This window comes from Caballeronia sp. LjRoot34, assembly GCF_964253815.1.
Taxonomy (GTDB): Bacteria; Pseudomonadota; Gammaproteobacteria; order Burkholderiales; family Burkholderiaceae; genus Caballeronia.
On record NZ_CAXUSB020000001.1, the window covers coordinates 35171 to 58396 of the forward strand.

A 23226-nucleotide genomic window follows, 5' to 3' on the forward strand; every position below is an offset into this window, starting at 1 on the left:
CGATGAACAAAAAAAGCCCGCGAATCATTCGCGGGCTTTTTTTATGCCGCCGGGCCTAACCCACCGGCCCTGAAAACTAACTCGCTTTGCGAGCCGGCGTCTTCTTGGCCGCGACCTTCTTTGCCGGCGCTTTCTTTGCAGCAGGCTTCACGGCCGACTTCACGGTCGTTTTCTTGGCTACCACGGCGACGTCGCCGTCACCTTCGTCTTCCGCTTCGGTCGCTGCCACCGCGCCGCGCTTGACGGCCGTTTTCGCACCCGGTTTCGGCTCTTTCTTCTCGAATTCGAAGCCGATCTTGCCGTCCGGCTGCTTCACGAGGAATGCCTTGAAGTTGCGTCCCGTGCGCGACGACTTGAAGCCCGTCAGCAAGTCCGTCCGTCCTTCCTCAAGCAGCTTCGACATCTGCTCGCGCGACATTTCCTGTTGCAGGATCACCTTGCCCGAACGGAAATCGCATGTCTTCGGATTCGCCACCGAGTTTTCGCAGACGTAACTCATGCCGTGCTCGTAGACCCGCGACTGGCATTTCGGGCACGCGCCAACCGGCGTTTGCTCCGAAAAATCCACCGGCTCACCGTCTTCGCCGCCTGAATCCTGACCGAAGTCGAACTCGAGCTTCCAGTTCTTGATTTCGTCGTCGAAGGACAGCTTCAGGATTGCGGAGAACGGCCGGCCCATCTTGCTGCGGAAACCCGACAGCGGCCCGATGGTCTTGTCCTTGATCAACTGCTCGACTTCCGGAATTTCAAACTGACGTCCGCCAGGAATCTTCGAGATCGAGAACTCGCATTTCGTACAAGCGAACCGCCGATAATTCTCCTTCACCTGGCTACCGCAATTCGGACACGGTGTTTCGAGCGTCGAATAATCGCCGGGGATGGTGTCGGAGTCGTATTCCTTCGCGCGCTTCACGATGGTCTGTGTCATGCGCGCGATTTCCTGCATGAACTCATCGCGCGGGAGCTTGCCGCGTTCCATCTGCGACAGCTTGTGCTCCCACTCGCCGGTCAGTTCCGGCGCCGTCAATTCCTCGACGCCGAGGCCACGCAGCAAGGTCATCAACTGGAACGCCTTCGCCGTGGGGATCAGCTCACGGCCTTCGCGCACCATGTACTTCTCACCCAGCAGCCCTTCGATAACTGCCGCACGCGTAGCCGGCGTGCCCAGACCCTTCGCGGCCATTGCCTCGCGCAATTCCTCGTCTTCAATGAGCTTGCCCGCGCCTTCCATGGCCGAGAGCAACGACGCTTCGTTGTAACGCGCAGGCGGCTTCGTGACGAGACCGACTGCCGCGACCTTCTCGACATCGACCTTCTCGTCCTTCTGAACCTGCACGAGATTGGCTTCTTCGCCGCCCACTTCCTTGCCGTAGACCTGCAGCCAACCCGGCTCGACAAGCACCTTGCCTTCGGTCTTGAAATGATGACCGGAGACTTCGGTGATCCGCGTGGTCACCAGATATTCGGCCGCCGGGAAAAACACCGCAAGGAAGCGCTTCACGACCAGGTCGTACAGCTTCTGCTCCGGCTCGGACAACGCCTTGGGCGCTTGCAAGGTCGGGATGATGGCGAAGTGATCGCTGATCTTCGAGTTGTCGAAGATGCGCTTGTTCGGCTTCACCCAGCCCTTGTCCAACACCTGCTTCGCATGCGGCAAGTAGTTGTTGCTCTCCTTGAGCATCGCGAGCGTGTCTTTCACCGTCGGGATGTAATCCTCGGGCAATGCGCGGGCGTCGGTACGCGGGTACGTGAGCACCTTGTGCTTTTCATACAACGCTTGAGCCAAGCCCAGCGTGTTCTTGGCCGAAAAGCCGAAGCGGCCGTTGGCTTCGCGCTGCAAGCTGGTCAGGTCGAACAGCAACGGCGACATCTGCGTGGTCGGCTTCGCTTCTTCCGTTACCGTGCCAGTCTTGCCGCGACAAGCCGCCACAATGGTTTCAGCAGCCGGCAAGCTCCAGAGCCGCGAGTCGCGCTGCTCCGGGTCGCCCTCGACGCGCTTGAATTTCGGGTCGAACCAGCGGCCTTCGTACATGCCCTTCGCCGCGATGAATTCCGCACGCACTTCCCAATAATCGCGCGACACGAACCGGCGAATCTTTTCCTCGCGTTCCACGACGATAGACAACGTTGGCGTCTGAACACGGCCAACGGTCGTCAGGAAGAAACCACCGCCCTTGCTGTTGAACGCGGTCATGGCGCGCGTGCCGTTGATGCCGACGAGCCAGTCGGCTTCAGAGCGGCAACGGGCGGCATCGGCGAGCGGCTGCATGTCGGCGTCGCTGCGCAGGTTCGCGAAACCATCACGGATGGAACCGGCGGTCATCGACTGGAGCCAGAGGCGTTGGACTGGCTGCTTGGCCTTTGCGTGCTGTGCGATCAGGCGAAAAATCAGCTCGCCTTCGCGCCCCGCGTCACAGGCGTTGATCAGGCGGTCGACGTCCTTGCGCTTGAGCAGTTTCGTCAGCACTTTGAGCCGTGATTCGGTTTTCGCGATCGGATTCAAGTCGAAATGCGGCGGAATAACGGGCAAATTGGCGAAACTCCACTTGCCGCGCTTGACCTCGAATTCCTCGGGAGCGGCAATTTCGAGCAAGTGGCCGACAGCCGACGACAGCACGTAGTCTTCGCTTTCGTAATATTCGTCATGCTTGGTGAAGCCGCCCAAAGCGCGCGCGATGTCGTTCGCGACAGAAGGCTTTTCAGCGATGATCAGGGCTTTGGACATGACTCGATTCTAGTTAGGGACTGGCATGAGGCCGGGTTTCGGGGGCTTGCGCCGCCGCGGTTCGGACCCGTTAACGTCCGCTTTATAGCATATGGCGTGCGGCGCGCGGTCTGGCATTTGGTGAAACGCGGGATGCCGAACGGTGAATGTGGGTGCTTTGTGATGCAAGCGCGAAAGCCGTTTCAGCTTACGAGTGCGCTTGGTTGCGCATAGTGGTCTTGCCGGTTGATTTGATTCACGCGTCGATTCACCGCCGATTCACCGGCCAATTCACGCAGCGACCAGCGCGGGCCGGATCTTCGGTGCGCCCACCACACCCGGCAATGCGCTCAAGTCCGTCAACATGCGCGCGACAATGGACGTTTGCGGCAACACCGTTCCGAAAAAACGGGTTGTCACGGCGTCCTCGATCAAGATGGTCGGAAAATTTTCCACATCGAGGTCATCGAAGCGATCTGCCTGGTTTTCGATGTCGATCCACGCAAAGCAGACGTCTGGATGGGCATCGGCGAGCAGGTTGAAACTCTCGCGATAATCGCGGCACGTCCCGCACCATTCGGCGCACAGGCAGGCGACGAGCAGCGTGCCGGCGCTAGCCATGCGCTGGGCAATCTGATCGGCGTCGGTGTCGAGATTCAACGCGGGCATGGTTCCTTGCAGTCCTTTTCGTAAGTAATTTGTCTGGCGGTGCAGGCAGCGGATTTTGTCGCGAATGTAGCATGGCGTCGAAAAATCAGCGTTCAAGCCGGGTAAAGCGTCCGCCGGGCAACGCGCCAATCCGCCCCGACAGTTCGAGCTGCAGCAGCAGGCTTTGCAACGCCGCGCCATCCATTTCGGTCCGTTCAGCAAGAATTTCAAGCGTCGCAGGCGAATGTCCGAGTGCATCGAGCAGGCGTTCGGCTTCGGGGTTGACAGGTTTGAGAGATGCCGACGCCCAGGACGCGCTCGCCGGTTTGCCTCGTGCGGGAGAGCCTGAGCCCGACGCGTCCTGGAGCGCCAGCGCGAATTCGCCGGTAGCCGCTTCGGTGCTGGCGTCCTCCGCTGGACGCATTTTCCCGCGCCTTTGCGGCTTCGAAACGGGAGCCGCAGCCGCTTCGCTCTGAACTGTAAAACCAAACTCTTCGAGAATGTCTTCCGGCGTTTCCGCGAGTTTCGCTCCCTGCTTGATCATCCGATGACACCCGCGCGACAGCGGCGCGTGGATCGAGCCGGGAATAGCAAAAACGTCGCGGCCCATTTCGTTGGCGAGCCGGGCAGTAATCAGCGACCCCGAGCGCATGGCCGCTTCGACAATCAGCACGCCGCTCGCCAGCCCCGCGATCAACCGGTTGCGCTGCGGAAAATTTGCCGGCCGGGCCGGCGTGCCGAGCGGCCATTCCGACACGATCGTGCCGTTCGACGCAATCTCGTGCGCCAGCGTGTGGTGCAGCGGCGGATAGACGAGATCCGCACCCGTTCCGATGACCGCAATCGTGCCGCCGGGACCGCTGAGTCCTCCGCGATGCGCCGCGCCATCTATACCCAGCGCGAGCCCCGACACGATCGCGAGTCCTGCTTCTGAAAGGGCTTGCGCGAAGCGGCGGGCGTCGTCGATGCCTTGCGGCGTTGCGCTCCGGCTGCCGACAATCGCAACGGCCCGGGCCTGGAGCAGGTCCAGCCGTCCTTTTATATATAGCAGCGGTGGCGGATCGGGCATGGTCAGGAGCGCCGGCGGGTAAGCGGAATCCGCAAGCGTGACAATTCTGTTGCCCGGAACCGACGCCCACTCAAGCGTGCGCGCCAGGCATTCGTCGAATGAGCCGAGTTCCGAGCGCGGTGCAGAGCCAAGCACGGCACCCGCGGCTTTCTCCCCGGCGATTGCCGCAAGCGCGTGGAACGGCTGGTTCAACACCGCTTGCGGCCCGCCGAATTCGGCAAGCAACGCACGTAGCGCGATAGGCGGCAAACCACTCGCATTCGCCAGCCGCAGCCAGGCTGAAACGTCCTGCAAATCGGTTTCTCCCAGACAGGGCTTGGCTTCGGTTGGCGGCAACAGGAAAGGCGTCATGTTAAAATTTTCATATTCCGAAATACGAAAGGATTGTCGAACGGCCTTGTTCCTGGCCGTTCGGACAACGCGTCGCCGCCCCACGAGCGGCACTGAAACGACGTTGAAGCGCTGCGTTTCGGCCCAATCATCTTCTCGATACCGGCACTCTTTTACAACCTGGCCGAATGGCCGACTATCGCGCGCTGCGGCGTGCGTCGATAATCTGAATCATGGCTCTGCTCAACATACTCAAGTACCCGGACAAGCGGCTGCACAAGGTCGCCAAGCCCGTAGAGGTCGTCAATGACCGGATTCGCAGGCTCGTTGCCGACATGGCTGAAACCATGTATGCGGCGCCCGGCGTCGGCCTTGCCGCGACCCAGGTGGACGCGCATGAACGCGTGATCGTGATCGACACGTCGGACACGCACGATCAGCTTCAGGTTTTCATCAATCCGGAGATCATCTGGTCGAGCGACGAGAAGAAGGATCACGAGGAAGGCTGCTTGTCGGTGCCGGGCATTTATGACTTCGTCGAGCGGCCGGAAAAGGTGCGCGTGCGGGCGCTGAACGAAAAGGGCGAGACGTTCGAAATCGACTGCGACGAGTTGCTTGCCGTGTGCATCCAGCATGAGATGGATCATTTGATGGGGCGCGTGTTCGTCGAATACCTGTCGTCGCTGAAACAGACCCGAATTCGCGGCAAGATGAGAAAGCTCGAAAAGGCGCTGTGACGCGTCGATTCACTAAGACGGATGCTGGAATTTGCAGGTTGCTGAATCGATGACCCAATCGCTGCGTGTCGTATTTGCTGGAACACCTGAATTTGCCGCTGTCGCGCTGGCCGCCATTCATGCGGCCGGTTTTCATGTGCCGCTCGTGTTGACGCAGCCGGACAGACCCGCCGGGCGCGGGTTGAAACTGGCCGCGGGGCCGGTGAAGCGGTTCGCGGTCGAGCACGGCTTGCCGGTGGCGCAGCCAACCTCATTGCGGCGTAATGGCAAGTATCCCGAGGAAGCCGCCGCTGCTATCGAACGGTTGTTGGCTACGCCGCACGACGTCATGGTGGTCGCGGCGTACGGGCTGATCCTGCCGCAGGAAGTGCTCGACATCCCGCCGCTGGGTGCAATCAATATCCACGGCTCGCTGTTGCCCCGCTGGCGCGGTGCAGCCCCGATTCATCGTGCAATTGAAGCCGGTGACGACGAGACGGGCATCACATTGATGCAGATGGATGCAGGGCTCGACACCGGCGCGATGATCGTCAAAGGCCACATCTCGATCACGTCCACCGACACCACCGCCACGCTGCACGACCGGATGGCGCAACTCGGCGCTGACCTGATCGTCGAAGCATTGCGGGATCTCGAGCGCGACGGCGCCTTGCCCGCTACGCCGCAGCCGCAGGACGGCGCGACGTATGCGGAGAAGATCGCCAAGCACGAAGCGGCGCTCGACTGGCGTCGTCCGGCGAGCGTACTTGCGCGTCAGGTTCGCGCCTTCGATCCGTTCCCCGGTGCGTTCGGATCGCTTGATGGCGTGGTCGTGAAGATATGGGCCGCCGAGCCGGTGGAACTGACGGGTGGTGCCGAGGCCGGCGTGATTGTGGAAAGCAGCGCCGAGGGTGTCGTGGTTGCGTGCGGTCAGGGCGGCTTGCGTGTTACGCAGTTGCAAAAGCCCGGTGGCAAACGCCTCCCCGTGCGCGAATTTCTCGCTGGATCGCCTATTGTTGAAGGGCAACGATTCGAACTTCGGGAAGTCGCGCCGGGCGCCTGAAACGGTGTCCGTGTATTTCCCGCAGCGTCGCTGCGGCGGCTAGAGTCAGCCAAAAAAACAAAGGTCCCGCAATGCTTGGAATTACCGGTTTCACGCTATTTATCGTCGCCGTCATGCTGCTTAGCGTTACGCCGGGGCCGGATACGGCGTACATCGTCGGCCGCAGCATTGTGCAAGGACGCGGCGCGGGCGTAGTGTCGGCGCTGGGCATCGCGCTCGGCTGCATCGTGCATACGCTGGCCTGCGCGTTTGGGCTGACGGCGTTGCTGGCTGCATCGGTGACGGCATTCACTATCGTCAAATTCGCGGGCGCGATTTATCTGATCTATCTTGGTGTGCGGCTGATTTTCGCGAAACCGGCAGCCGCGAAAATTGGCAGCGAGCCGAGCGAAATCGAAGAAACCCGCGTTCGCGCCGCGCCGAAATCGCTGCGGCAACTCTTCACGCAAGGCTTCGTCACCAATGTGCTGAATCCGAAAGTGGTGTTGTTTTTCGTCTCGTTCATCCCGCAATTCGTTGCTGTCGACAGCGCGCACAAGACCCTTGCCTTCCTCGCGCTCGGTTTGGTGTTCGTGCTGGTCAGCACTTTCTGGAATACGTTCGTGGCATGGATCGCGGGTAGCGTGACGCAACGCTTTTCCGGCAAGCCGAACGTCAAGCTATGGCTGGACCGCGTGGTGGGCAGCGCATTCGTCGGATTGGGCATCAAGCTGGCGAGTTCGCACAGGTAATTGAATTTTTCCGGGATGTCCTTATCTAACATTTTGCTTACAATCGGGGGCCGAGCAATTATTGACAGATTCTTCGGCAAGCAAAAAGGCCGCTTCGGCCGCTCGCGCTTAACGCGCATTGATATTGGGTGAGGAGTTCAAGACATGTTCAACTGGGTCAAAACGGCGATGCTCATGGCAGCGATCACGGCCCTTTTTGTCGTGATCGGAGGAATGATCGGCGGCAGCAAGGGGATGATGCTTGCGCTGATCGTCGCCCTCGCCATGAATTTCTTCTCGTACTGGTTCTCCGACAAACTCGTGCTGAAGATGTACAACGCACAGGAAGTGGACGAAGCCAGCGCGCCGCAGTTTTATCGGATGGTTCGCGAGCTCGCCACGCGGGCGCAACTGCCCATGCCGAAGGTGTATCTCATCGACGAAAACGCGCCCAACGCGTTCGCGACCGGGCGTAATCCGGAGCACGCGGCTGTTGCGGCGACTACCGGCATCTTGCGGGTGTTGTCCGAGCGCGAGTTGCGTGGCGTGATGGCGCATGAGTTGGCGCACGTGAAGCACCGCGACATCTTGATTTCGACGGTATCGGCGACCATGGCGGGTGCGATCTCGGCGCTGGCCAACTTCGCCATGTTCTTTGGCGGCCGGGATTCCGAAGGCCGGCGCAGCAATCCGATCGCCAGTATTGCGGTCGCCATGCTGGCGCCGCTGGCCGGTGCGCTGATCCAGATGGCGATCTCGCGGGCGCGGGAATTCGAAGCCGATCGCGGCGGCGCGCAGATTTCCGGCGATCCGCAAGCGCTCGCCAGCGCGCTCGAGAAAATCCATGCGTATGCCGCGGGCGTGCCGTTCCCGACCGCCGAACAGCATCCCGCCACGGCGCAAATGATGATCATGAATCCGCTGGCGGGCGGTGGAATCTCCAAGCTGTTTTCCACACACCCGGCGACCGAGGAGCGCGTCGCGCGCCTGATGGAGATGGCGCGAACCGGGCGGATGGAGTGAGGGCGCCTGTCTAAGGCGCAGCCAGGGACCCGTCGTCGCGCAAGCGTCGATGGGTCTTGTCAAAACCAATAAAACAGCGGGCTGCCTCCAATCCCGTCCGTTCGGCCAGCATCCGGGCTGCAATCTCAGCCCAAACCCCTCGCAAGTTACAATGCTTCGTTTGTGCGGACCGGCATCGGCCGGCTCGAACGCCTTCGCCCCGACATGACCGAAAAGCCTTCCCGACGCCGCGCCGTTTCATCGGCGGACAGCAGCCGAGCGTCGTCCGACGCCCGTCTAGACACGCCTCACCTCGCCCCCGATTCACTCGCGTTCGCGCTCGATGCCGCCGCGCAAGCGGTCGGCGCGGTGCGTGCCGGTTCCTCGCTGCCCGCCGCCTTGCAGACGGTCATCGCGGCGACGCACGTGGCGGTATCGCGCGGGGCGACACAGGACATTGCGTACCGCACGCTGAGGCGTCTCGCCGTGGCCGACGCGCTGCTCGCGAAGCTCGTGCGCAAGGCGCCGCCGCCGCATGTATCGAATGTGATGGCCTGCGCGTTCGCGCTGCTGGTCGACGACGAAGCCCACGCCGCGTACACGCCTTTCACCGTTGTCGATCAGGCCGTCAACGCGATCGCCGCGAGGCGCGAATTTGCGTTTGCGAAGGGTCTGGTCAATGCCGTGCTGCGCTCATTCCTGCGTGAACGTGAAGCGTTACTGGCCGAGGTTCAAAGCGATCCGGTCGCGCGTTTCAACTATCCCGCATGGTGGATCGACGCGGTCAAGCGCGGCCAGCCCGACGAATGGGAAAACATCCTGGACGCCGGTAACCGGCAAGGCCCGCTCACGTTGCGCGTGAACGCACGGCGCATGAGCGTCGCGCAATATCTCGACGTCCTCAAGGCCGAGCAGATAGAAGCCGAAGCCGCAGGTATTCACGCCGTGCGCCTCAAGACGCCGATGGCGGTCGACAAGATCCCCGGTTTCGCCGATGGCGTTGTCTCGGTTCAGGACGCCGGCGCGCAACTCGCCGCTCAGTTGCTGAACGCGCGCGACGGCATGCGCGTGCTCGACGCATGCGCCGCGCCCGGTGGCAAGACGGGCCACGTGCTGGAACTGGCGAACGTCGAGTTGGTCGCGGTGGAAAGCGATCCGGGGCGGGCGCGGCGTATCGGCGAGAACCTGCAACGCCTGAACGTGCAGGCGGAAATTCGCGTAGGCGATGCCGGGGAACCGTCGGGCTGGTCGGACGGGGACCCGTTCGATCGCATTCTTGCCGACGTGCCGTGTTCGGCATCGGGGATCGTGCGGCGTCATCCTGACATTCGCTGGTTGCGCCGTCCTACTGACATTGCCGCCCTGGTCGAGGAGCAGCGCCGCATTCTTTCCGCGCTCTGGCCGCTGGTCGCGACCGGCGGCGAGTTGCTTTACGTTACGTGCTCGATCTTCCCCGAAGAGGGCGAGTTGCAGGCGCAGTGGTTTGGAGAGGTGCACGAAGATGCGGTACGATTGGACGCGCCCGGGCAATTACTGCCGACAGCCAGCCGCACCGGCGCGGCTGGTTCGCAAGTATCACCGGACCCGGTCACGAACTCGCTGACGGACAATTCAGGCGAGGCGCAACGTACCCGCTTGACATCGACGCGGGACGCGGAAGCCTTTGCGGACCATGACGGATTCTTCTACGCGCGCTTTCAGAAACGGTGACGATCAAACGCTTTTTCCCGCTGCGGCTCGCGCCTGCCGGTCAGGCCGTGCTGGCCATGTTGTTGAGCTTTGCGCTGTCGTTCATGCCTGTTTCGGCCGCGCAGGCCGATCCCATTGCCGTGCAGCGCGCGTCGTTGCAGGCGGACGGATCGGGCTGGAGTCTCGACGCCCGCTTCGACTTCGATCTCAACAGCAGCCTTGAAGACGCCGTGAACAAGGGCGTGCCTTTGTATTTCACAACCGATTTCGATTTGTCGTGGCCGCGCTGGTATTGGTTCGATGAAGAACCGGTGAGCGTGTCGCAAAGCATCCGGCTTTCGTTTCAGCCCCTGACACGCGAATACCGCGTCTCCACGGGAGGCTTGCAGCTCGGCTTCCCCACCCTTCAGGAAGCGCTTGCGGTCATCAAGCATGTGACCTCATGGCACGTGATCGATCGTAATCAGGTCACGCCTGGCGAGACGTACAACGCGTCGGTGCGCATGCAGCTCGATATCGCGTTAATGCCCAAGCCGTTCCAGATCGACGCGGTCAACAACCGCGACTGGAATCTCTCTTCCGAGTGGAAGCGTTTTACTTTTACGGCGGCGACCAGTGCTAAATAAACTACGCCGCCGGCCGCTGCGCCGCACGAACATGACAGGCATCGTCGTTCGCGTGCTCGTGACAACGGTTGCGCTCACGGCCATTCTGCTGCTGGTCATGTTGGCGCTTGCCAGCGCGAACACCGAGTTCTTCGACCGCTATTATCAGTGGCTCTACGCCGCGAATCTTGCGGTGGCGGTTGTGCTCATCCTGATTGTCATCGGGCTGGTGGCAATCATCATCACGCGAGTGCGGCAGGGCAAGTTCGGCACGCGGCTGCTCGCGAAACTCGCGTTTATCTTTGCGCTCGTCGGTGTGGTTCCGGGCGGCATTATCTACGTGGTGTCGTATCAGTTCGTGTCGCGCAGTATCGAATCATGGTTCGACGTGAACGTGGAAACCGCGCTCACGTCCGGGCTGAATCTCGGGCGCGGAATGCTCGATGCATCGCTGTCCGATCTGCAGAACAAGGGCCGCCTGATGGGCGATCAGCTCGCCAGCGCCGATCCAACCAGCCTCACGCTCACGCTGTTGCGCCTGCGCGATCAGTTCAACGTGCAGGATGCGACTATCGTCGAGCCGGCGAGAAGCGGCTCCGGTACCGGTACCGCGCCCGATGTGCGCGTGGTGGCGCAGGCATCGAGTAATTTTGCGGCGCTCGTGCCCGACGACCTGCCCACTCCGCTGCAACTGAATCAGGCACGCAGCAGGCCGTATGGGGCTATTGAAGGCGAGGTGGATGGCGATTCAAGTCTGACCGGGCCAAAGGGCGCGTTGAGACTGCGGGTCATTGTGAAGATCCCCGACAGTTCGACCACTGAACTGCAACCGGCCGAGCGTTTCCTGCAGATCGAACAGCCGGTCAGTACCGGACTCGCCCGCAATGCCGACGCCGTGCAGCGCGCGTATCGCGAGTATCAGGAAAAAGCGCTCGGGCGGACCGGCTTGCGCAAGATGTATATCGGCACGCTGACGCTGGCGTTGTTCCTCGCGACCTTCATTGCAATGATGCTCGCGCTCGCGCTTGGCAATCAGCTCGCGCGGCCGTTGTTCCTGCTCGCGCAAGGGACGAAAGAAGTCGCCGAGGGCGATTACACGCCCAAGCGCGAAGTGAAGTCGCGTGACGAACTCGGCTTCCTCACGCAGTCGTTCAACGCAATGACGCGGCAATTGTCCGAGGCGCGTGCGGCGGTTGAGAACAACCGGATCGCACTTGAACATTCAAAGGCGTACCTCGAAAGCATTCTCGCGAACCTGACCGCTGGCGTGTTCGTGTTCGATCGGCAGTTCCGCCTGACCACGGCGAATCGCGGCGCCGAGCGGATCTTCCGGCAGCCGTTCAATGCGTCGCTGAATCTGCCGCTTGAGCAGATCGGTGTACTGGCCGAATTCGGCGCGATGGTGCGCAAGGCATTTGCGGATCGCGACGCAGCGGCCAGCGGCAGCGGCCGGCCTATTGGTGACCGTGGGCATTGGCAGCAGCAACTCGCTGTTCCGGTGCCCGGCGAGACTGATCCGTTGACCTTGCTGGTTCGCGGTACGCAGTTGTTGACCCTGACCGAAAGCGATACCGACGACGCCGAGACCACGGGCTATGTAGTCGTATTCGACGACATCTCGGACGTCATCTCGGCGCAGCGTTCGGTCGCATGGGGCGAAGTGGCGCGGCGGCTGGCGCATGAGATCAAGAATCCGCTCACGCCGATCCAGCTGTCGGCTGAACGGTTGCAGATGAAGCTCACCGACAAGCTTGCTCCCGCCGACGCCGAAGTGCTCAAGCGCGGCGCGACTACCATCGTGAACCAGGTTCAGGCGATGAAGCAGATGGTCGACGACTTCCGCGAATACGCGCGTACGCCGCCGGCCGTCCTGGGCAACCTGCAGCTCAACGATCTTGTGACCGAAGTGCTGACGTTGTATGGCATTGAAGAGGGCAAGAGTCACATCACCGTGGAGCTGACAAAATTGCCCGTGATTCGCGGCGATGCCACGCAGCTTCGGCAGGTGATTCACAATCTTTTGCAGAATGCGCAGGATGCGGTGGCCGATGTGGCCGAACCACGCGTGCTGCTTGAAACGAAGACAGTAGAATATGGCGACCCCGATGCCTCCGGACATGCGCGCGTAGCGGTGCGGTTGACGGTATCGGATAACGGTTCTGGTTTTCCCGCGCGAATTCTCTCGCGCGCATTCGAGCCTTACGTGACAACGAAGGCCAAGGGCACGGGTCTGGGTCTTGCAACGGTAAAGAAGATCGTCGACGAGCATGGCGCGCGCATCGACATCCGCAATCGTTCGAAGACTCCTGACGTGATCGAAGGCGCGCAGATCTCGATTCTGTTCCTGCAACTCGCGGACGATTCCGCCGAACCGGGCGCGACACCGCCCTCGGCGGCGGCGAGCCACGGAACGACAAAAGCATTAGTGCAGACAAGGGCAGCGTAAATGGCAACCATCCTGGTGGTAGACGACGAAATGGGTATCCGGGAATTGCTCTCGGAGATCCTGAGCGACGAAGGTCACGTGGTGGAGACGGCGGAGAATGCGCAGCATGCGCGGGAGTATCGGTTGCGGCAGGCGCCGGATCTCGTGCTGCTCGACATCTGGATGCCCGATACCGACGGCGTGACGCTGCTGAAAGAGTGGGCGGCGCAGGGCAAGCTCACCATGCCGGTGATCATGATGTCGGGCCACGCGACTATCGATACGGCGGTTGAGGCCACGAAGATTGGTGCGCTCAACTTCCTCGAGAAGCCGATCGCCTTGCAAAAATTGCTCAAGGCGGTCGAGCAGGGACTTGCGCGTGGCACGGCTGCCGCGCCGATCACGAATGCGGCCATACGGCCGGCCTTGCCGTCGAGCGGTTCGACGGTGCCGGCCTCGGCTGCGTTGCCGGTCGCTTCGTCGTTGAATCTCACGAGCGGCGATGCAGGCGCGCTGGGTGCAGCGGCAGGTCCGGCTGGCGCGACGGCGTCCATCTCCTTCGATATCCCGTTACGTGATGCACGCGATGCCTTCGAGCGCGCGTACTTCGAGTATCACCTGGCGCGTGAGAACGGCAGCATGACGCGGGTGGCGGAGAAGACTGGACTGGAGCGCACGCACTTGTATCGCAAGCTCAAGCAGCTCGGTGTGGATCTGGGCAAGAACAAGAGCGAGGCATGACTGGCGGGGCGAGGAGGGGTTAGACAAGGATCGTTTCAGTAAAAAGGTGCCAAAAAGCACTTGAGCGACATAATCCCCTTTGATATACTTTCGTTCTTCGTGGCCCGGTAGCTCAGTTGGTAGAGCAGCGGATTGAAAATCCGCGTGTCGATGGTTCGATTCCGTCCCAGGCCACCACAGTTGCAAAAAAATGCCCGGAAACCGCAAGGTTTCCGGGCATTTTTCATTGGTTTTTGTGCGCCCTTGGGTCGGGTTGCTGGCTGCAATCAGACGGCTAATCTTGAGCGCACCACGACCTGTCCCCGTTCATCTCTCCGCCTGGTCAAGCCCCGACCGAGAGCGAACGCCCGCCTTCATGATAAAATCCTTGGTTCTTCAAAGACTTGGCTAAGATAGGAGCAGGATAAAACCGCGCGCAGCGGCCGCTTCTGAACATTAGCCAAATCGCGCACCCCATCCTCTCCATCGGAGTTTCACGGTGACTCGGACAGACGCTAAAGACAGCGCACTGGTGCTGTTTTCCGGTGGCCAGGATTCGGCCACATGCCTTGCCTGGGCGCTCGATCGTTTTACAACCGTCGAGACGCTCGGCTTCGACTATGGCCAGCGCCATCGTGTGGAACTCGAATGCCGGGAAGGCTTCCGGGCATCGGTGAAACAGCAGTTTCCGCAGTGGGCCGAACGGCTCGGCGAAGACCACATGATCGACCTGTCCGTGCTCGGCGCAATCAGCGACACCGCCATGACGCGCGAGATCGAAATTGAAGCCAGCGCGAGCGGCTTGCCGAACACCTTCGTGCCCGGCCGCAATCTCATGTTCATGACGATCGCCGCCGCCATCGCGTACAGGCGCGGTCTGAAGGTGCTCGTCGGCGGCATGTGCGAGACGGATTTCTCGGGCTACCCCGATTGCCGCGACGACACCATGAAGGCGCTGCAAGTTGCCCTCAATCTCGGCATGGACAGCCGCTTCCTGCTCGAGACGCCGCTGATGTGGCTCGATAAAGCCGACACCTGGCGCTTAGCCGAACAGCTAGGCGGCGAAGCGCTGGTGGAACTGGTGCGCGTCGAGACGCACACGTGTTATGTCGGCGAGCGCTCCGAGCTGCATGAATGGGGTTTTGGTTGCGGCCAATGCCCGGCGTGCAAGCTGCGCAAGCGTGGCTACGAAGCCTACAAGTCGGGTGAGCAAGTCACCACCGAACCGGTCTGATCATGACGTACGCAGTAAAGGAAATTTTCTACACGTTGCAGGGCGAGGGCGCAAACGCCGGCCGTCCGGCCGTGTTCTGCCGCTTCGCCGGGTGCAATCTCTGGTCGGGTCGCGAGGAAGATCGCGCGGACGCCGTCTGCCAGTTTTGCGACACGGATTTCGTCGGCACGGATGGCGAGAACGGCGGCAAATACAAAACGCCTGCGGACCTTGTCGCCATGATCGCGTCGCAATGGCCGGAAGGCGAAGCGCACAAGTTCGTGGTCTGCACAGGTGGTGAGCCCATGCTGCAGATCGACCAACCTTTCGTCGATGCCCTGCATGCAGCCGGCTTCGAAATGGCGATCGAAACGAACGGATCGCTGCCGGTGCTGGACAGCATCGACTGGATTTGCGTGAGCCCGAAAGCCGGTGCGCCGCTGGTCGTGACGAAGGGCAACGAGTTGAAGGTCGTGGTGCCGCAAGACAATCAGCCGCTGGCCGATTACGCGAAACTCGACTTCGAGTATTTCCTCGTGCAACCCATGGACGGCCCGTCGCGCGATATCAATACGAAGCTCGCTATCGACTGGTGCAAGCGGCATCCGCAATGGCGCCTGTCCATGCAGACGCACAAGTACCTGAACATCCCCTAACGCGAATCAAGCCCCTAGCTGAGCAGACGTGCAGACGATCACCCGAAAACTCGAATTCGATGCGGGCCACCGCATCCCCGATCACCGCAGCCAGTGCCGTAACCTGCACGGTCATCGGTATGTGCTGGAAATCACGCTGCAAGGCGAAATCGTCGAAACGGAAGGCGCGCCGGATCGCGGCATGGTGATGGACTTCGCCGACGTCAAGGCGCTGGCCATGGAACATCTGGTCAACAAGTGGGACCACGCGTTTATCGTCTATGCACGCGACGAAGTCGTGCGCAGCTTTCTTGAGACAATGGCCGATCACAAGACCGTTGTGCTCGACCGCATTCCTACCGTGGAAAATCTCGCCGCCGAGGCGTTCCGGATTCTCTCCGGCGTCTACAACGACCACTACGGCGTCGATCTGAAGTTGAAGCGCGTACGTCTGTATGAAACACCGAATTGCTGGGCGGACGTCGAAGGCGTCTGACGCTTCACAGGTCTTCAAAGCCGGCTCCTGCCAGCGCTCTTTTGTCACGGTATGATCTTTGGACAAGCCGCACGTTTTGTTGCGGCGCATTCCAGCGACATAGCCCAACGGAGCGAGACATGCCTGCCAGCCATCCCGCCGCGTGTGATCTAACCGGAACCACGCGATGAGCACCTACACCAATCTCCTCAAACAGCGTTTCACCGAGTCCGGCACCTTGTTCGGCCTTTGGCTATCGCTAGGCAGCGCGGACGTGGCCGAAGCCGTGGCGCATGCAGGCTTCGACTGGCTTTGTATCGACATGGAGCATTCGCCGAACGACAGCCAGGACGTCATCGCGCAACTTCGTGCGATTGCCGCCGCGCACTTGCCGACCGAACCGATTGTCCGCGTGCCGGCGCATGAAGGCTGGCTGGTCAAGCGCGTGCTTGACGCGGGCGCGCGCACCCTGATGTTCCCGAACGTCGAAACGGCGGAAGAGGCGGCACATGTCGTGCGTCTCACGCAGTATCCGAACGCCGATGCCCGCGATGGGCTGCGCGGTGCCGCAGGTGCCGTGCGCGCAGCGGCATACGGCATCCGGCGTGATTACGTCAGTTCGGCGAACGCGCAGATATCGACGATCGTGCAGATCGAATCCGAGCAGGCGCTCGCGAATGTGGACGCGATTGCGGCTACGCCGGGCGTCGATTGCTTGTTCATTGGGCCCGCTGATCTGGCCGCGAGTCTCGGTCATCTCGGCGATACCAAACATCCCGACGTCCAGGCGGCAATCACGAAAGTTATCGATACCGCGAACCAAGCGGGCATCGCGAGCGGCATTTTCGCGCTCGATGTCGCGAGTGCGCGTTCATATGCAGAAGCGGGTGTGAAGGTCATCGCGTTATCGGCTGATGTCGGCTGGCTGTTAAAGGCGACGCGACAGGCGTTGCAGGAGGCAAGGGCATGAAACCCGGAATATTGGGCGCGGTATCCGTAGCGTTGGTGATGGCGTGCAGCGCGGTAAGTGCGCAGACCGTCAAGGGCAGTGATATGGCGACGCAAAACGCCGTCGCCGATTACAACGCGGGCAATTTTGGCGCCGCGCGCTCGGAGTTTCTGCATGCGGCGCAAAAGGGCAGCCGTCTCGCCGAATTCAATTACGCGATGATGCTGGTGAACGGCGAAGGCGGCCCGGCAGAAGTGGACGAGGGCAAGAAGTGGTTGCGCAAAGCCGCCGACGCCAACATGACGCAAGCGCAATACGTGTACGGCAAGATGTTCGATGACGGCGAGTTTGTCGGGCGTGATCCGGCCGAGGCGCATCGCTGGTTCTTGCGAGCGGCGAACCAGGGCCATGTCCTGGCGGAGCTCGCGCTGGCGAACCAGTTCCTCGATGGCCGCGGCACGCCGCGCGACAACGCGCAAGCGTTCGTCTGGTACAAGAAGGCGGCCGAAGGCGGGGACATGACGGCCCAATACGTGGCCGGATCGTTTTACGAGCGCGGCGGCGATGGCGTGAAGAAGAACATCAACGTGGCACGCGCGTATTATGCGGCGGCGGCGGCGCAGGGTGATCCTGCGGCGAAGCTGAAGTTCCAGCAACTCAGCGCGGAACTCGCGCACGAACAGCCGCAATAAAACAAAAAGCCCACGATGAAACCATCATCGTGGGCTTTGTTTCAGCAACGGGTTACGTCGAAAACGCTAGCCTTTCATCAGCCGCTTTTGTCGTGACACGCTCATGATGAGCCCGACCGCAACCCCGAGCGTTGTCAGCGCGGTTCCACCGTAACTCATGAACGGCAACGGCACGCCGACCACCGGCAAGATCCCGCTCACCATCCCGATATTCACGAACGCGTAAGTAAAGAATGCCATGGTCAGCGATCCGGCCAGCAGGCGTCCGAACAGCGTCGCCCCGTTCGCCGCGATAAACAGCCCTCGCGCAATCAACGCCATGTAAAGGAATAGCAGCACAAGCCCGCCCGCGAGCCCGAACTCCTCCGAAAACACCGCGAAAATGAAGTCGGTATGTTTTTCAGGGATGAACTCCAGATGCGACTGCGTACCCTTTAGCCAGCCTTTTCCGAAGGTCCCGCCCGAGCCGATCGCAATGACGGCCTGAATCGTGTGAAAGCCTTTACCGAGCGGATCAGAGGTCGGATCGAGCAGCGTACAGATCCGATGCTTCTGGTAATCGTGCATCAGCGGCCAGTTCACGTCCGGCTGGCAAATGCGCTCCTGGAATACGCCGATACTCGCGACCACCAGCACGGCCGCCACGAGCACCGGCACGATCAGCTTGAAACTCAAGCCCGCGAAATAGATCACGAAGAGGCCCGCCGCGAACACCAGCACGGCGGTGCCCAGATCCGGCTGCTTGGCGATGATCGCGACCGGCAGGATCAGGATCACGAAGCCGACGATGTAATCCCACCATCGGATACCGCCCTCACGCCGCTGGAAATACCATGCGAGCATGAGCGGCATCGCGATCTTCATGATCTCCGAGGGCTGGATTACCACGCCCACGTTCAGCCAACGTTTCGCGCCTTTGCGCGTCAGCCCGAACGTGGCGACCGCGATCAGCAGCGCCATGCCGATGGTGTACATCGGCACGGCGAAACGCATCAACGTGGGCGGCGGCACGTTGGCGAGAATCCACATCAGCCCGAACGTCAGCATGATGTTGCGCAACTGATCTTCCACGCGGCCAGGGACGTCGAGACTCGCGCTGTACAGCGTCACGATGCCCACGCACAGCAGCAGGAACACAATCAGCGCGAGCGGTTTATCGAAGCCCGCGAACATGCGCTTCGTGCGTTCGAGCCAGACGCGCTTATCGAATTGCAGCGCTTGCATGGCGATTCTCCTTTACTCGTCGATGCCGCCAGACGGAGTCAACGTCTGGATGGCGCTTTTGCCGGTGTTGCGGGGGATCGCGGCAGTGGGCGCGGGTTCTTTCGGTGGTGACGGCGGCGTTGGTGCGGCGGGCGCCTTGCGGACCTCGGCCATACGGGTGGTCTCCTTCGCGTTGACCACACCCGGTGCTTTCGATTCCGTTGCCGGGCGCGCTGTTTCCCGCGCTTCCGTGGCGATAGGCGCGACCGGCACGCGCGGCGCTTCCAGCGCGCGCAGCATGCTCGGCGCAGCAGGAACGGCCGACGCCGCCGATGCAGCCGGCGCGCTCGACGCCGCTCCGGCTCCGCTGCTTGCCGGCGCAGACGCAGCCGAATCAGAAGCCGCAGCCCCGGCGGCACTCGCAGCCACTGAACCGGACGCAGCCAATGGCTTGAACGCCGGCGACGCACCCGTCACCGAAGCGGGCAGCGCAGCGTCCACCGGGCTTTGCGCACCCCCGATCACCGGCGCGCCTGCATCTTCCGTCGCCGATGCCGCCGCCGCTACAGCCGCCGCTTCCGCACCCGGTTTCAACCGGTCGACGAGATAATAATCGAGCACTTTCCGCGCGATCGGACCCGCCGATTCCGCGCCCCAGCCGCCGTTTTCCACGATCAGCGCAACCGCGATAGTCGGATGGTCAGCCGGTGCGAACGCGATAAACAACGCGTGATCGCGCAACCGTTCCGCTATCGCGCTGTGTGAATAATTCGCGCCTTGCAGCGAGTAGACCTGCGCCGTCCCGGTTTTACCCGCGGCCTGATAAGGTGCGCCGCGGAAGATCTTGGAACCCGTACCGGTGGTCACCACGCCTTCCATTGCCCGCTTGATAAAGTCGATGTCCGCCTGCTTGACCGCAATCCTGTCGCTCGGATCACGCACGGTGACGCGTACCGCCTTGCTGATCGGATTCTCGACTTCCTTGACCAAGTGCGGCTTCATGACCACGCCGTCGTTCGCGAGCGTCGCCGTGGCGTGCGCGAGTTGCAGGATCGTGAACGAGTTATAACCCTGCCCGATACCCAGGCTGATCGTCTCGCCTTCATACCAGCGCTGTTGTTCCGGTTTCCGGTACGCCTTCTTTTTCCACTCGGTGGATGGAAGAATGCCGCGCGCTTCGCCGTTGATGTCGATACCCGTGATCTGCCCGAATCCCCACGGCTTCATGAAGCCGGCCATGGCATTCACGCCGAGATCGTGCGCCAGCATGTAGAAATAGGTGTCGTTGGAAACCACGATCGCGCGGTTCATGTCGACCCAGCCCTGGCCTGCGCGCACGTCATTGCGGAAGGTGTGACCGCCGAACGTGTACGAACCCGGGTCCTGGAATCCCCAACTGGTCGTGCGTTTATGCAACGTCAGCGCGGCAAGCGCCATGAACGGCTTGTAGGTGGAACCGGGCGGATAGGTGCCGTGCAGCGGACGGTTCAGCAGCGGGTGATCGGGGGAATTGTTGAGCGAATCCCAAGTCTGCTGGTCGATGCCATCGACGAACGAATTCGGGTCGAAACTGGGAGCCGAGACGAACGCGAGCACATCGCCCGTCGCTGGTTCGATAGCGACCAGCGCGCCGCGCTTGCCCGCGAACGCCTGCTCGGCGACCTGCTGCAAGCCGATATCCAGCGACAACACCAGGTTGTTCCCCGGCGTGGCCTGCGTGCGCGACAGCGTGCGCACCGGGCGCCCGCCCGCCGTGACTTCCACTTCCTCGAAGCCGGTCAGGCCATGCAATTCGGTTTCGTAGCTCTGTTCCACACCAATCTTGCCGATGTAGTCCGTGCCCTTGTAGTTATTCGCGTCCAGACGGGGATCGTAGTGATCGGTGTCGGCGTCGTTCTGGTCGCTCGCTTCGTCGATACGTTCCTGATCGCGCTGCGAAATCCGCCCGATATAACCAATCACGTGCGCTGCGGTGGGTCCAAGCGGATATTGCCGGAACAGCCGCGCGCGCACTTCCACACCCGGAAAGCGGAACTTCTGGGCGGTGAAACGGGCGACTTCTTCGTCGGTCAAGCGGGTGCGGATTGGCAGGCTCTCGAAATTCTTCGAGTCCTCCAGCAGCTTCTTAAAACGCCGCCGATCGCGCTGATCGACGGGAATCACCGTCCCGATACGGTCGATTTCATCGTCGAGCGTGGTGTTGATCTTCGACGGCGTGATTTCCAGCGTGTAAGCCGAATAATTCTTCGCCAGCACCACGCCGTTGCGGTCGGTGATGATGCCGCGGTTCGGCACGATAGGGGCAACCGAGATGCGGTTTTCATCGGCCTGCAGCGAGTATTTGCTGAAATGCCAGACCTGCAGATACAGGAAGCGAACGCCGATCAGCCCGAAACAGACGAACACGAACAGGCCGGCGGCAGCCACACGCAGGCGAAACTTCGATAACTGTTGTTCGGCGTTCTGAAATTCGGTCATGCAATGTTCGCGGGAACCGCGTGTATGGCGTGCGTGGCGTGTGTCGCGTTTACGGCGTGCAGCGGTTGCAGCAGGCGCTTTGTTCGCTCATGAGTCACCTCAGATTGGCCGCGTGTCGTCGGGATCAGTGGCGCGGCGCTGCGGAATCAGCAGCAGGAAACTTGCGACCGGCCACAAAATAGCCTCCACGAACCCGTCGATCAGATAACCCCAGCCGGGAAACGCCGCGCCCGTCAGCAGGCGGATCACGAACGGCACGATTTGCGCGCCGATCAGCAAAGGCGCGACCACGAACGTTTGCACGGGCAGCGACATCCACAATACGCGCCTGTGAATGGTGATGGCGCCATACGACAACAACGTATACGCAAGCGCGTGCTCACCGAGCAGACTGGCATTGTGAACGTCCATGAGCATGCCGAGCATGAACGCGATACCCATGCCCACGCGACGCGGCTGGTGAACATTCCAGAACAGCAGCACGACCGCGACGAAATCCGGGACGCCGAAAATCCGGCCCCACGGCATCAGGTTCAGCAGGAACGCCGCGGCCAGACTAAACGTGATGAAGTACGGATTGACCGGCTGCAGGATGTATTGCGGACGGTTCATGGTGCGGCTCCGGGCGCGGGCTTGCGGGCAGGTTCTGCTTTCCTCGCGTGCTCGGATTTTTCGGCTTTCTTCGTGGCTGCGGGCTCGGTTTTCTTCACTGCCGCCGCCGGTTCAGCGTTTTTCGCGGCAGGCGTACTGGCCGCCGCCGCAGGGGCGGCAGCGCTGGCGCTTTTCGCCGGCGCTGCCTTGCCCTTCTTACCCTTGTTGTCCTTCGCTTCCTTGGCCGCGGCCGCTGCTTCGACTTCTTCAGGATTCGGCGGTTGGTTGATCTCGTAATGCAGCACGAGCAACTGGCGCGCACCGCGTACCGGCGCGATCGGCAGACAGACTACGCGGGCGAACGCGGTATCCGCTTGTTTATCGACGCGAACGACTTTCGCCACCGGCAATCCCGGCGGATAAATGCCATCCAGACCGCTGGTCACGAGTTCGTCGCCCGTTTGCACGTCGGCGCTGATGGGGACGAAACGCAAATCGAGCGTGTCGCCCTTCGGCGTGCCGTAGATCACGCTGCGCAATCCGGTCCGTACGATCTGCACGGGCACCGCCTGGTCTTTGTCGGAGAGCAGCGTGACTTCCGATTGCAGCGGGAACACACGCGTGACTTGCCCGATGACACCGTCTTCATTCACCACCGGCGCGCCGTCCTGGATGCCTTGCTGCGCACCCTTGCCGATCACGACTTTCTGCGTGAAAGGATCGCGGGTGTCGTACTGGACTTCGACAGGCGTGGTTTGCGTGCTGGCGCGCGAGCCGAGCTGGAGCAGCGCGCGAAGATGCGTGTTCTCGGCGGTGAGCTGGGCCGCGTCGCCGGCTTTCACCGACAACTCGAGGTTCTTTTCTTTCAGCTTGGTGTTCTCGTTGCGCAGGGTTGCGCTGGTGACGGCAAGATCGGCCGCACCCATGAAAATATCGCGTGGTACGAGCGCCGCGCGCTGCAGCGGATACAAACCCGCTCCCAGCACGCCGCGCACGATTTCGAGCGTGTTGAAGCGTGCGTCGGAGATCAGCAGGGCGAGGGCGAGCACCACGAAGAAGATCAATCGCGCGAGAGCGGACGGACCTTGCTTAAAAAGTGGCGGCGGACTGTATTCCATGGTCGGCGCCGAGGGCGTGAGCGGTTGGTTCGATGCTGCGGGTTCGCGTGGGGGCGCGCCCTTGCCCAGCGCTGTTCGCCGTGGCCCGGACTAAGCCGGGCCACGTGAACCATTGCGCAAGTCGCATACTTCGCGCACGTCGCCGTTGTTGCGTTGAGCGAGTGCGTGCTGTTGGCGCCTTAGTGAAAGGC

The 23226-nt window shown here is 61.6% G+C and carries 20 protein-coding genes and 1 tRNA gene; 14 read left to right on the forward strand and 7 right to left on the reverse strand.

Translation table 11 applies throughout. The features are described 5' to 3' along the window. Positions 1–76 precede the first annotated feature (76 nt). The 3 genes from ACSQ36_RS00145 to dprA form a co-directional block, all read right to left on the reverse strand. Positions 77–2725, reverse strand: a complete 2649-nt coding sequence (locus ACSQ36_RS00145) for a DNA topoisomerase III (protein ID WP_436180514.1) — start codon at positions 2723–2725, stop codon at positions 77–79. 270 nt (positions 2726–2995) lie between these two features. Then, on the reverse strand, positions 2996–3373 hold the full coding sequence (locus tag ACSQ36_RS00150) for a thioredoxin family protein (protein WP_436180515.1): 378 nt from the start codon (positions 3371–3373) through the stop codon (positions 2996–2998). Positions 3374–3458: 85 nt separating this feature from the next. Then, on the reverse strand, positions 3459–4772 hold the full coding sequence (dprA, locus tag ACSQ36_RS00155) for a DNA-processing protein DprA (RefSeq protein ID WP_436180516.1): 1314 nt from the start codon (positions 4770–4772) through the stop codon (positions 3459–3461). Positions 4773–4984: 212 nt separating this feature from the next. Between dprA and def the strand changes: the two genes are divergently transcribed. The 14 genes from def to ACSQ36_RS00225 all read left to right on the forward strand — a co-directional run bounded on the left by def (position 4985) and on the right by ACSQ36_RS00225 (position 17645). Continuing rightward, positions 4985–5488, forward strand: a complete 504-nt coding sequence (def, locus tag ACSQ36_RS00160; RefSeq protein ID WP_213765105.1) for a peptide deformylase — start codon at positions 4985–4987, stop codon at positions 5486–5488. 49 nt (positions 5489–5537) lie between these two features. After that, positions 5538–6530 (forward strand): methionyl-tRNA formyltransferase, encoded by a 993-nt coding sequence (gene fmt, locus ACSQ36_RS00165; protein WP_436180517.1) that lies wholly within the window; start codon positions 5538–5540, stop codon positions 6528–6530. A gap of 71 nt (positions 6531–6601) precedes the next feature. Further along, positions 6602–7261, forward strand: coding sequence for a LysE family translocator (locus ACSQ36_RS00170; RefSeq protein ID WP_436180518.1), 660 nt, complete (start codon positions 6602–6604; stop codon positions 7259–7261). A gap of 144 nt (positions 7262–7405) precedes the next feature. Beyond that, positions 7406–8263, forward strand: a complete 858-nt coding sequence (gene htpX / locus ACSQ36_RS00175; protein ID WP_213765108.1) for a zinc metalloprotease HtpX — start codon at positions 7406–7408, stop codon at positions 8261–8263. A 204-nt stretch (positions 8264–8467) separates the two neighbouring features. Beyond that, the gene (rsmB, locus tag ACSQ36_RS00180) at positions 8468–9952 is read left to right on the forward strand and encodes a 16S rRNA (cytosine(967)-C(5))-methyltransferase RsmB (RefSeq protein WP_436180519.1); all 1485 of its coding nucleotides are present in this window, start codon (positions 8468–8470) and stop codon (positions 9950–9952) included. After that, the gene (locus tag ACSQ36_RS00185; RefSeq protein WP_436180520.1) at positions 9949–10557 is read left to right on the forward strand and encodes a DUF4390 domain-containing protein; all 609 of its coding nucleotides are present in this window, start codon (positions 9949–9951) and stop codon (positions 10555–10557) included. The genes rsmB and ACSQ36_RS00185 overlap by 4 nt, the downstream gene beginning before the upstream one ends. Positions 10558–10588: 31 nt before the next feature. Beyond that, positions 10589–12982, forward strand: coding sequence for a sensor histidine kinase (locus ACSQ36_RS00190; RefSeq protein WP_218627303.1), 2394 nt, complete (start codon positions 10589–10591; stop codon positions 12980–12982). Next, positions 12983–13702: a response regulator gene (gene esaR, locus ACSQ36_RS00195; protein WP_213765112.1), complete on the forward strand. Its 720-nt coding sequence runs from the start codon at positions 12983–12985 to the stop codon at positions 13700–13702. It begins immediately after the preceding gene. A gap of 101 nt (positions 13703–13803) precedes the next feature. Further along, positions 13804–13879 (forward strand) — tRNA-Phe (locus ACSQ36_RS00200). A 301-nt stretch (positions 13880–14180) separates the two neighbouring features. Then, positions 14181–14915: a 7-cyano-7-deazaguanine synthase QueC gene (gene queC / locus ACSQ36_RS00205; RefSeq protein WP_213765113.1), complete on the forward strand. Its 735-nt coding sequence runs from the start codon at positions 14181–14183 to the stop codon at positions 14913–14915. A gap of 2 nt (positions 14916–14917) precedes the next feature. After that, a complete protein-coding gene (queE, locus tag ACSQ36_RS00210; protein WP_436180521.1) occupies positions 14918–15550 on the forward strand; it encodes a 7-carboxy-7-deazaguanine synthase in 633 nt (210 codons plus the stop codon). A 28-nt stretch (positions 15551–15578) separates the two neighbouring features. Continuing rightward, a complete protein-coding gene (gene queD / locus ACSQ36_RS00215) occupies positions 15579–16025 on the forward strand; it encodes a 6-carboxytetrahydropterin synthase QueD (RefSeq protein WP_436180522.1) in 447 nt (148 codons plus the stop codon). Positions 16026–16191: 166 nt separating this feature from the next. Next, the gene (locus ACSQ36_RS00220) at positions 16192–16974 is read left to right on the forward strand and encodes an HpcH/HpaI aldolase family protein (RefSeq protein ID WP_436180523.1); all 783 of its coding nucleotides are present in this window, start codon (positions 16192–16194) and stop codon (positions 16972–16974) included. Further along, entirely contained in the window at positions 16971–17645 is a 675-nt protein-coding gene (locus ACSQ36_RS00225; RefSeq protein ID WP_436180524.1) for a tetratricopeptide repeat protein, read from the forward strand. The genes ACSQ36_RS00220 and ACSQ36_RS00225 overlap by 4 nt, the downstream gene beginning before the upstream one ends. Positions 17646–17711: 66 nt before the next feature. Here the strand turns inward: ACSQ36_RS00225 and rodA are convergent, their stop codons facing one another. The 4 genes from rodA to mreC all read right to left on the reverse strand — a co-directional run bounded on the left by rodA (position 17712) and on the right by mreC (position 23035). Further along, positions 17712–18860, reverse strand: a complete 1149-nt coding sequence (rodA, locus tag ACSQ36_RS00230) for a rod shape-determining protein RodA (RefSeq protein WP_213765141.1) — start codon at positions 18858–18860, stop codon at positions 17712–17714. Between the two features lie 21 nt (positions 18861–18881). Then, the gene (mrdA, locus tag ACSQ36_RS00235; protein ID WP_436180525.1) at positions 18882–21326 is read right to left on the reverse strand and encodes a penicillin-binding protein 2; all 2445 of its coding nucleotides are present in this window, start codon (positions 21324–21326) and stop codon (positions 18882–18884) included. A gap of 99 nt (positions 21327–21425) precedes the next feature. Beyond that, complete coding sequence (mreD, locus tag ACSQ36_RS00240) at positions 21426–21938, reverse strand: rod shape-determining protein MreD (RefSeq protein WP_213765119.1); 513 nt, start codon at positions 21936–21938, stop codon at positions 21426–21428. Continuing rightward, positions 21935–23035 (reverse strand): rod shape-determining protein MreC, encoded by a 1101-nt coding sequence (mreC, locus tag ACSQ36_RS00245; RefSeq protein ID WP_436180526.1) that lies wholly within the window; start codon positions 23033–23035, stop codon positions 21935–21937. The genes mreD and mreC overlap by 4 nt, the downstream gene beginning before the upstream one ends. Positions 23036–23226: the final 191 nt, after the last annotated feature.

Excerpts from the sequence above, each read along its gene's own strand:
- ACSQ36_RS00145 (WP_436180514.1), bottom strand. The coding sequence starts at position 2,725 with ATGTCCAAAGCCCTGATCATCGCTGAAAAGCCTTCTGTCGCGAACGAC.
- ACSQ36_RS00150 (WP_436180515.1), bottom strand. The coding sequence starts at position 3,373 with ATGCCCGCGTTGAATCTCGACACCGACGCCGATCAGATTGCCCAGCGC.
- dprA (WP_436180516.1), bottom strand. The coding sequence starts at position 4,772 with ATGACGCCTTTCCTGTTGCCGCCAACCGAAGCCAAGCCCTGTCTGGGA.
- def (WP_213765105.1), top strand. The coding sequence starts at position 4,985 with ATGGCTCTGCTCAACATACTCAAGTACCCGGACAAGCGGCTGCACAAG.
- fmt (WP_436180517.1), top strand. The coding sequence starts at position 5,538 with ATGACCCAATCGCTGCGTGTCGTATTTGCTGGAACACCTGAATTTGCC.
- ACSQ36_RS00170 (WP_436180518.1), top strand. The coding sequence starts at position 6,602 with ATGCTTGGAATTACCGGTTTCACGCTATTTATCGTCGCCGTCATGCTG.
- htpX (WP_213765108.1), top strand. The coding sequence starts at position 7,406 with ATGTTCAACTGGGTCAAAACGGCGATGCTCATGGCAGCGATCACGGCC.
- rsmB (WP_436180519.1), top strand. The coding sequence starts at position 8,468 with ATGACCGAAAAGCCTTCCCGACGCCGCGCCGTTTCATCGGCGGACAGC.
- ACSQ36_RS00190 (WP_218627303.1), top strand. The coding sequence starts at position 10,589 with ATGACAGGCATCGTCGTTCGCGTGCTCGTGACAACGGTTGCGCTCACG.
- esaR (WP_213765112.1), top strand. The coding sequence starts at position 12,983 with ATGGCAACCATCCTGGTGGTAGACGACGAAATGGGTATCCGGGAATTG.
- queE (WP_436180521.1), top strand. The coding sequence starts at position 14,918 with ATGACGTACGCAGTAAAGGAAATTTTCTACACGTTGCAGGGCGAGGGC.
- ACSQ36_RS00220 (WP_436180523.1), top strand. The coding sequence starts at position 16,192 with ATGAGCACCTACACCAATCTCCTCAAACAGCGTTTCACCGAGTCCGGC.
- ACSQ36_RS00225 (WP_436180524.1), top strand. The coding sequence starts at position 16,971 with ATGAAACCCGGAATATTGGGCGCGGTATCCGTAGCGTTGGTGATGGCG.
- mrdA (WP_436180525.1), bottom strand. The coding sequence starts at position 21,326 with ATGACCGAATTTCAGAACGCCGAACAACAGTTATCGAAGTTTCGCCTG.
- mreD (WP_213765119.1), bottom strand. The coding sequence starts at position 21,938 with ATGAACCGTCCGCAATACATCCTGCAGCCGGTCAATCCGTACTTCATC.
- mreC (WP_436180526.1), bottom strand. The coding sequence starts at position 23,035 with ATGGAATACAGTCCGCCGCCACTTTTTAAGCAAGGTCCGTCCGCTCTC.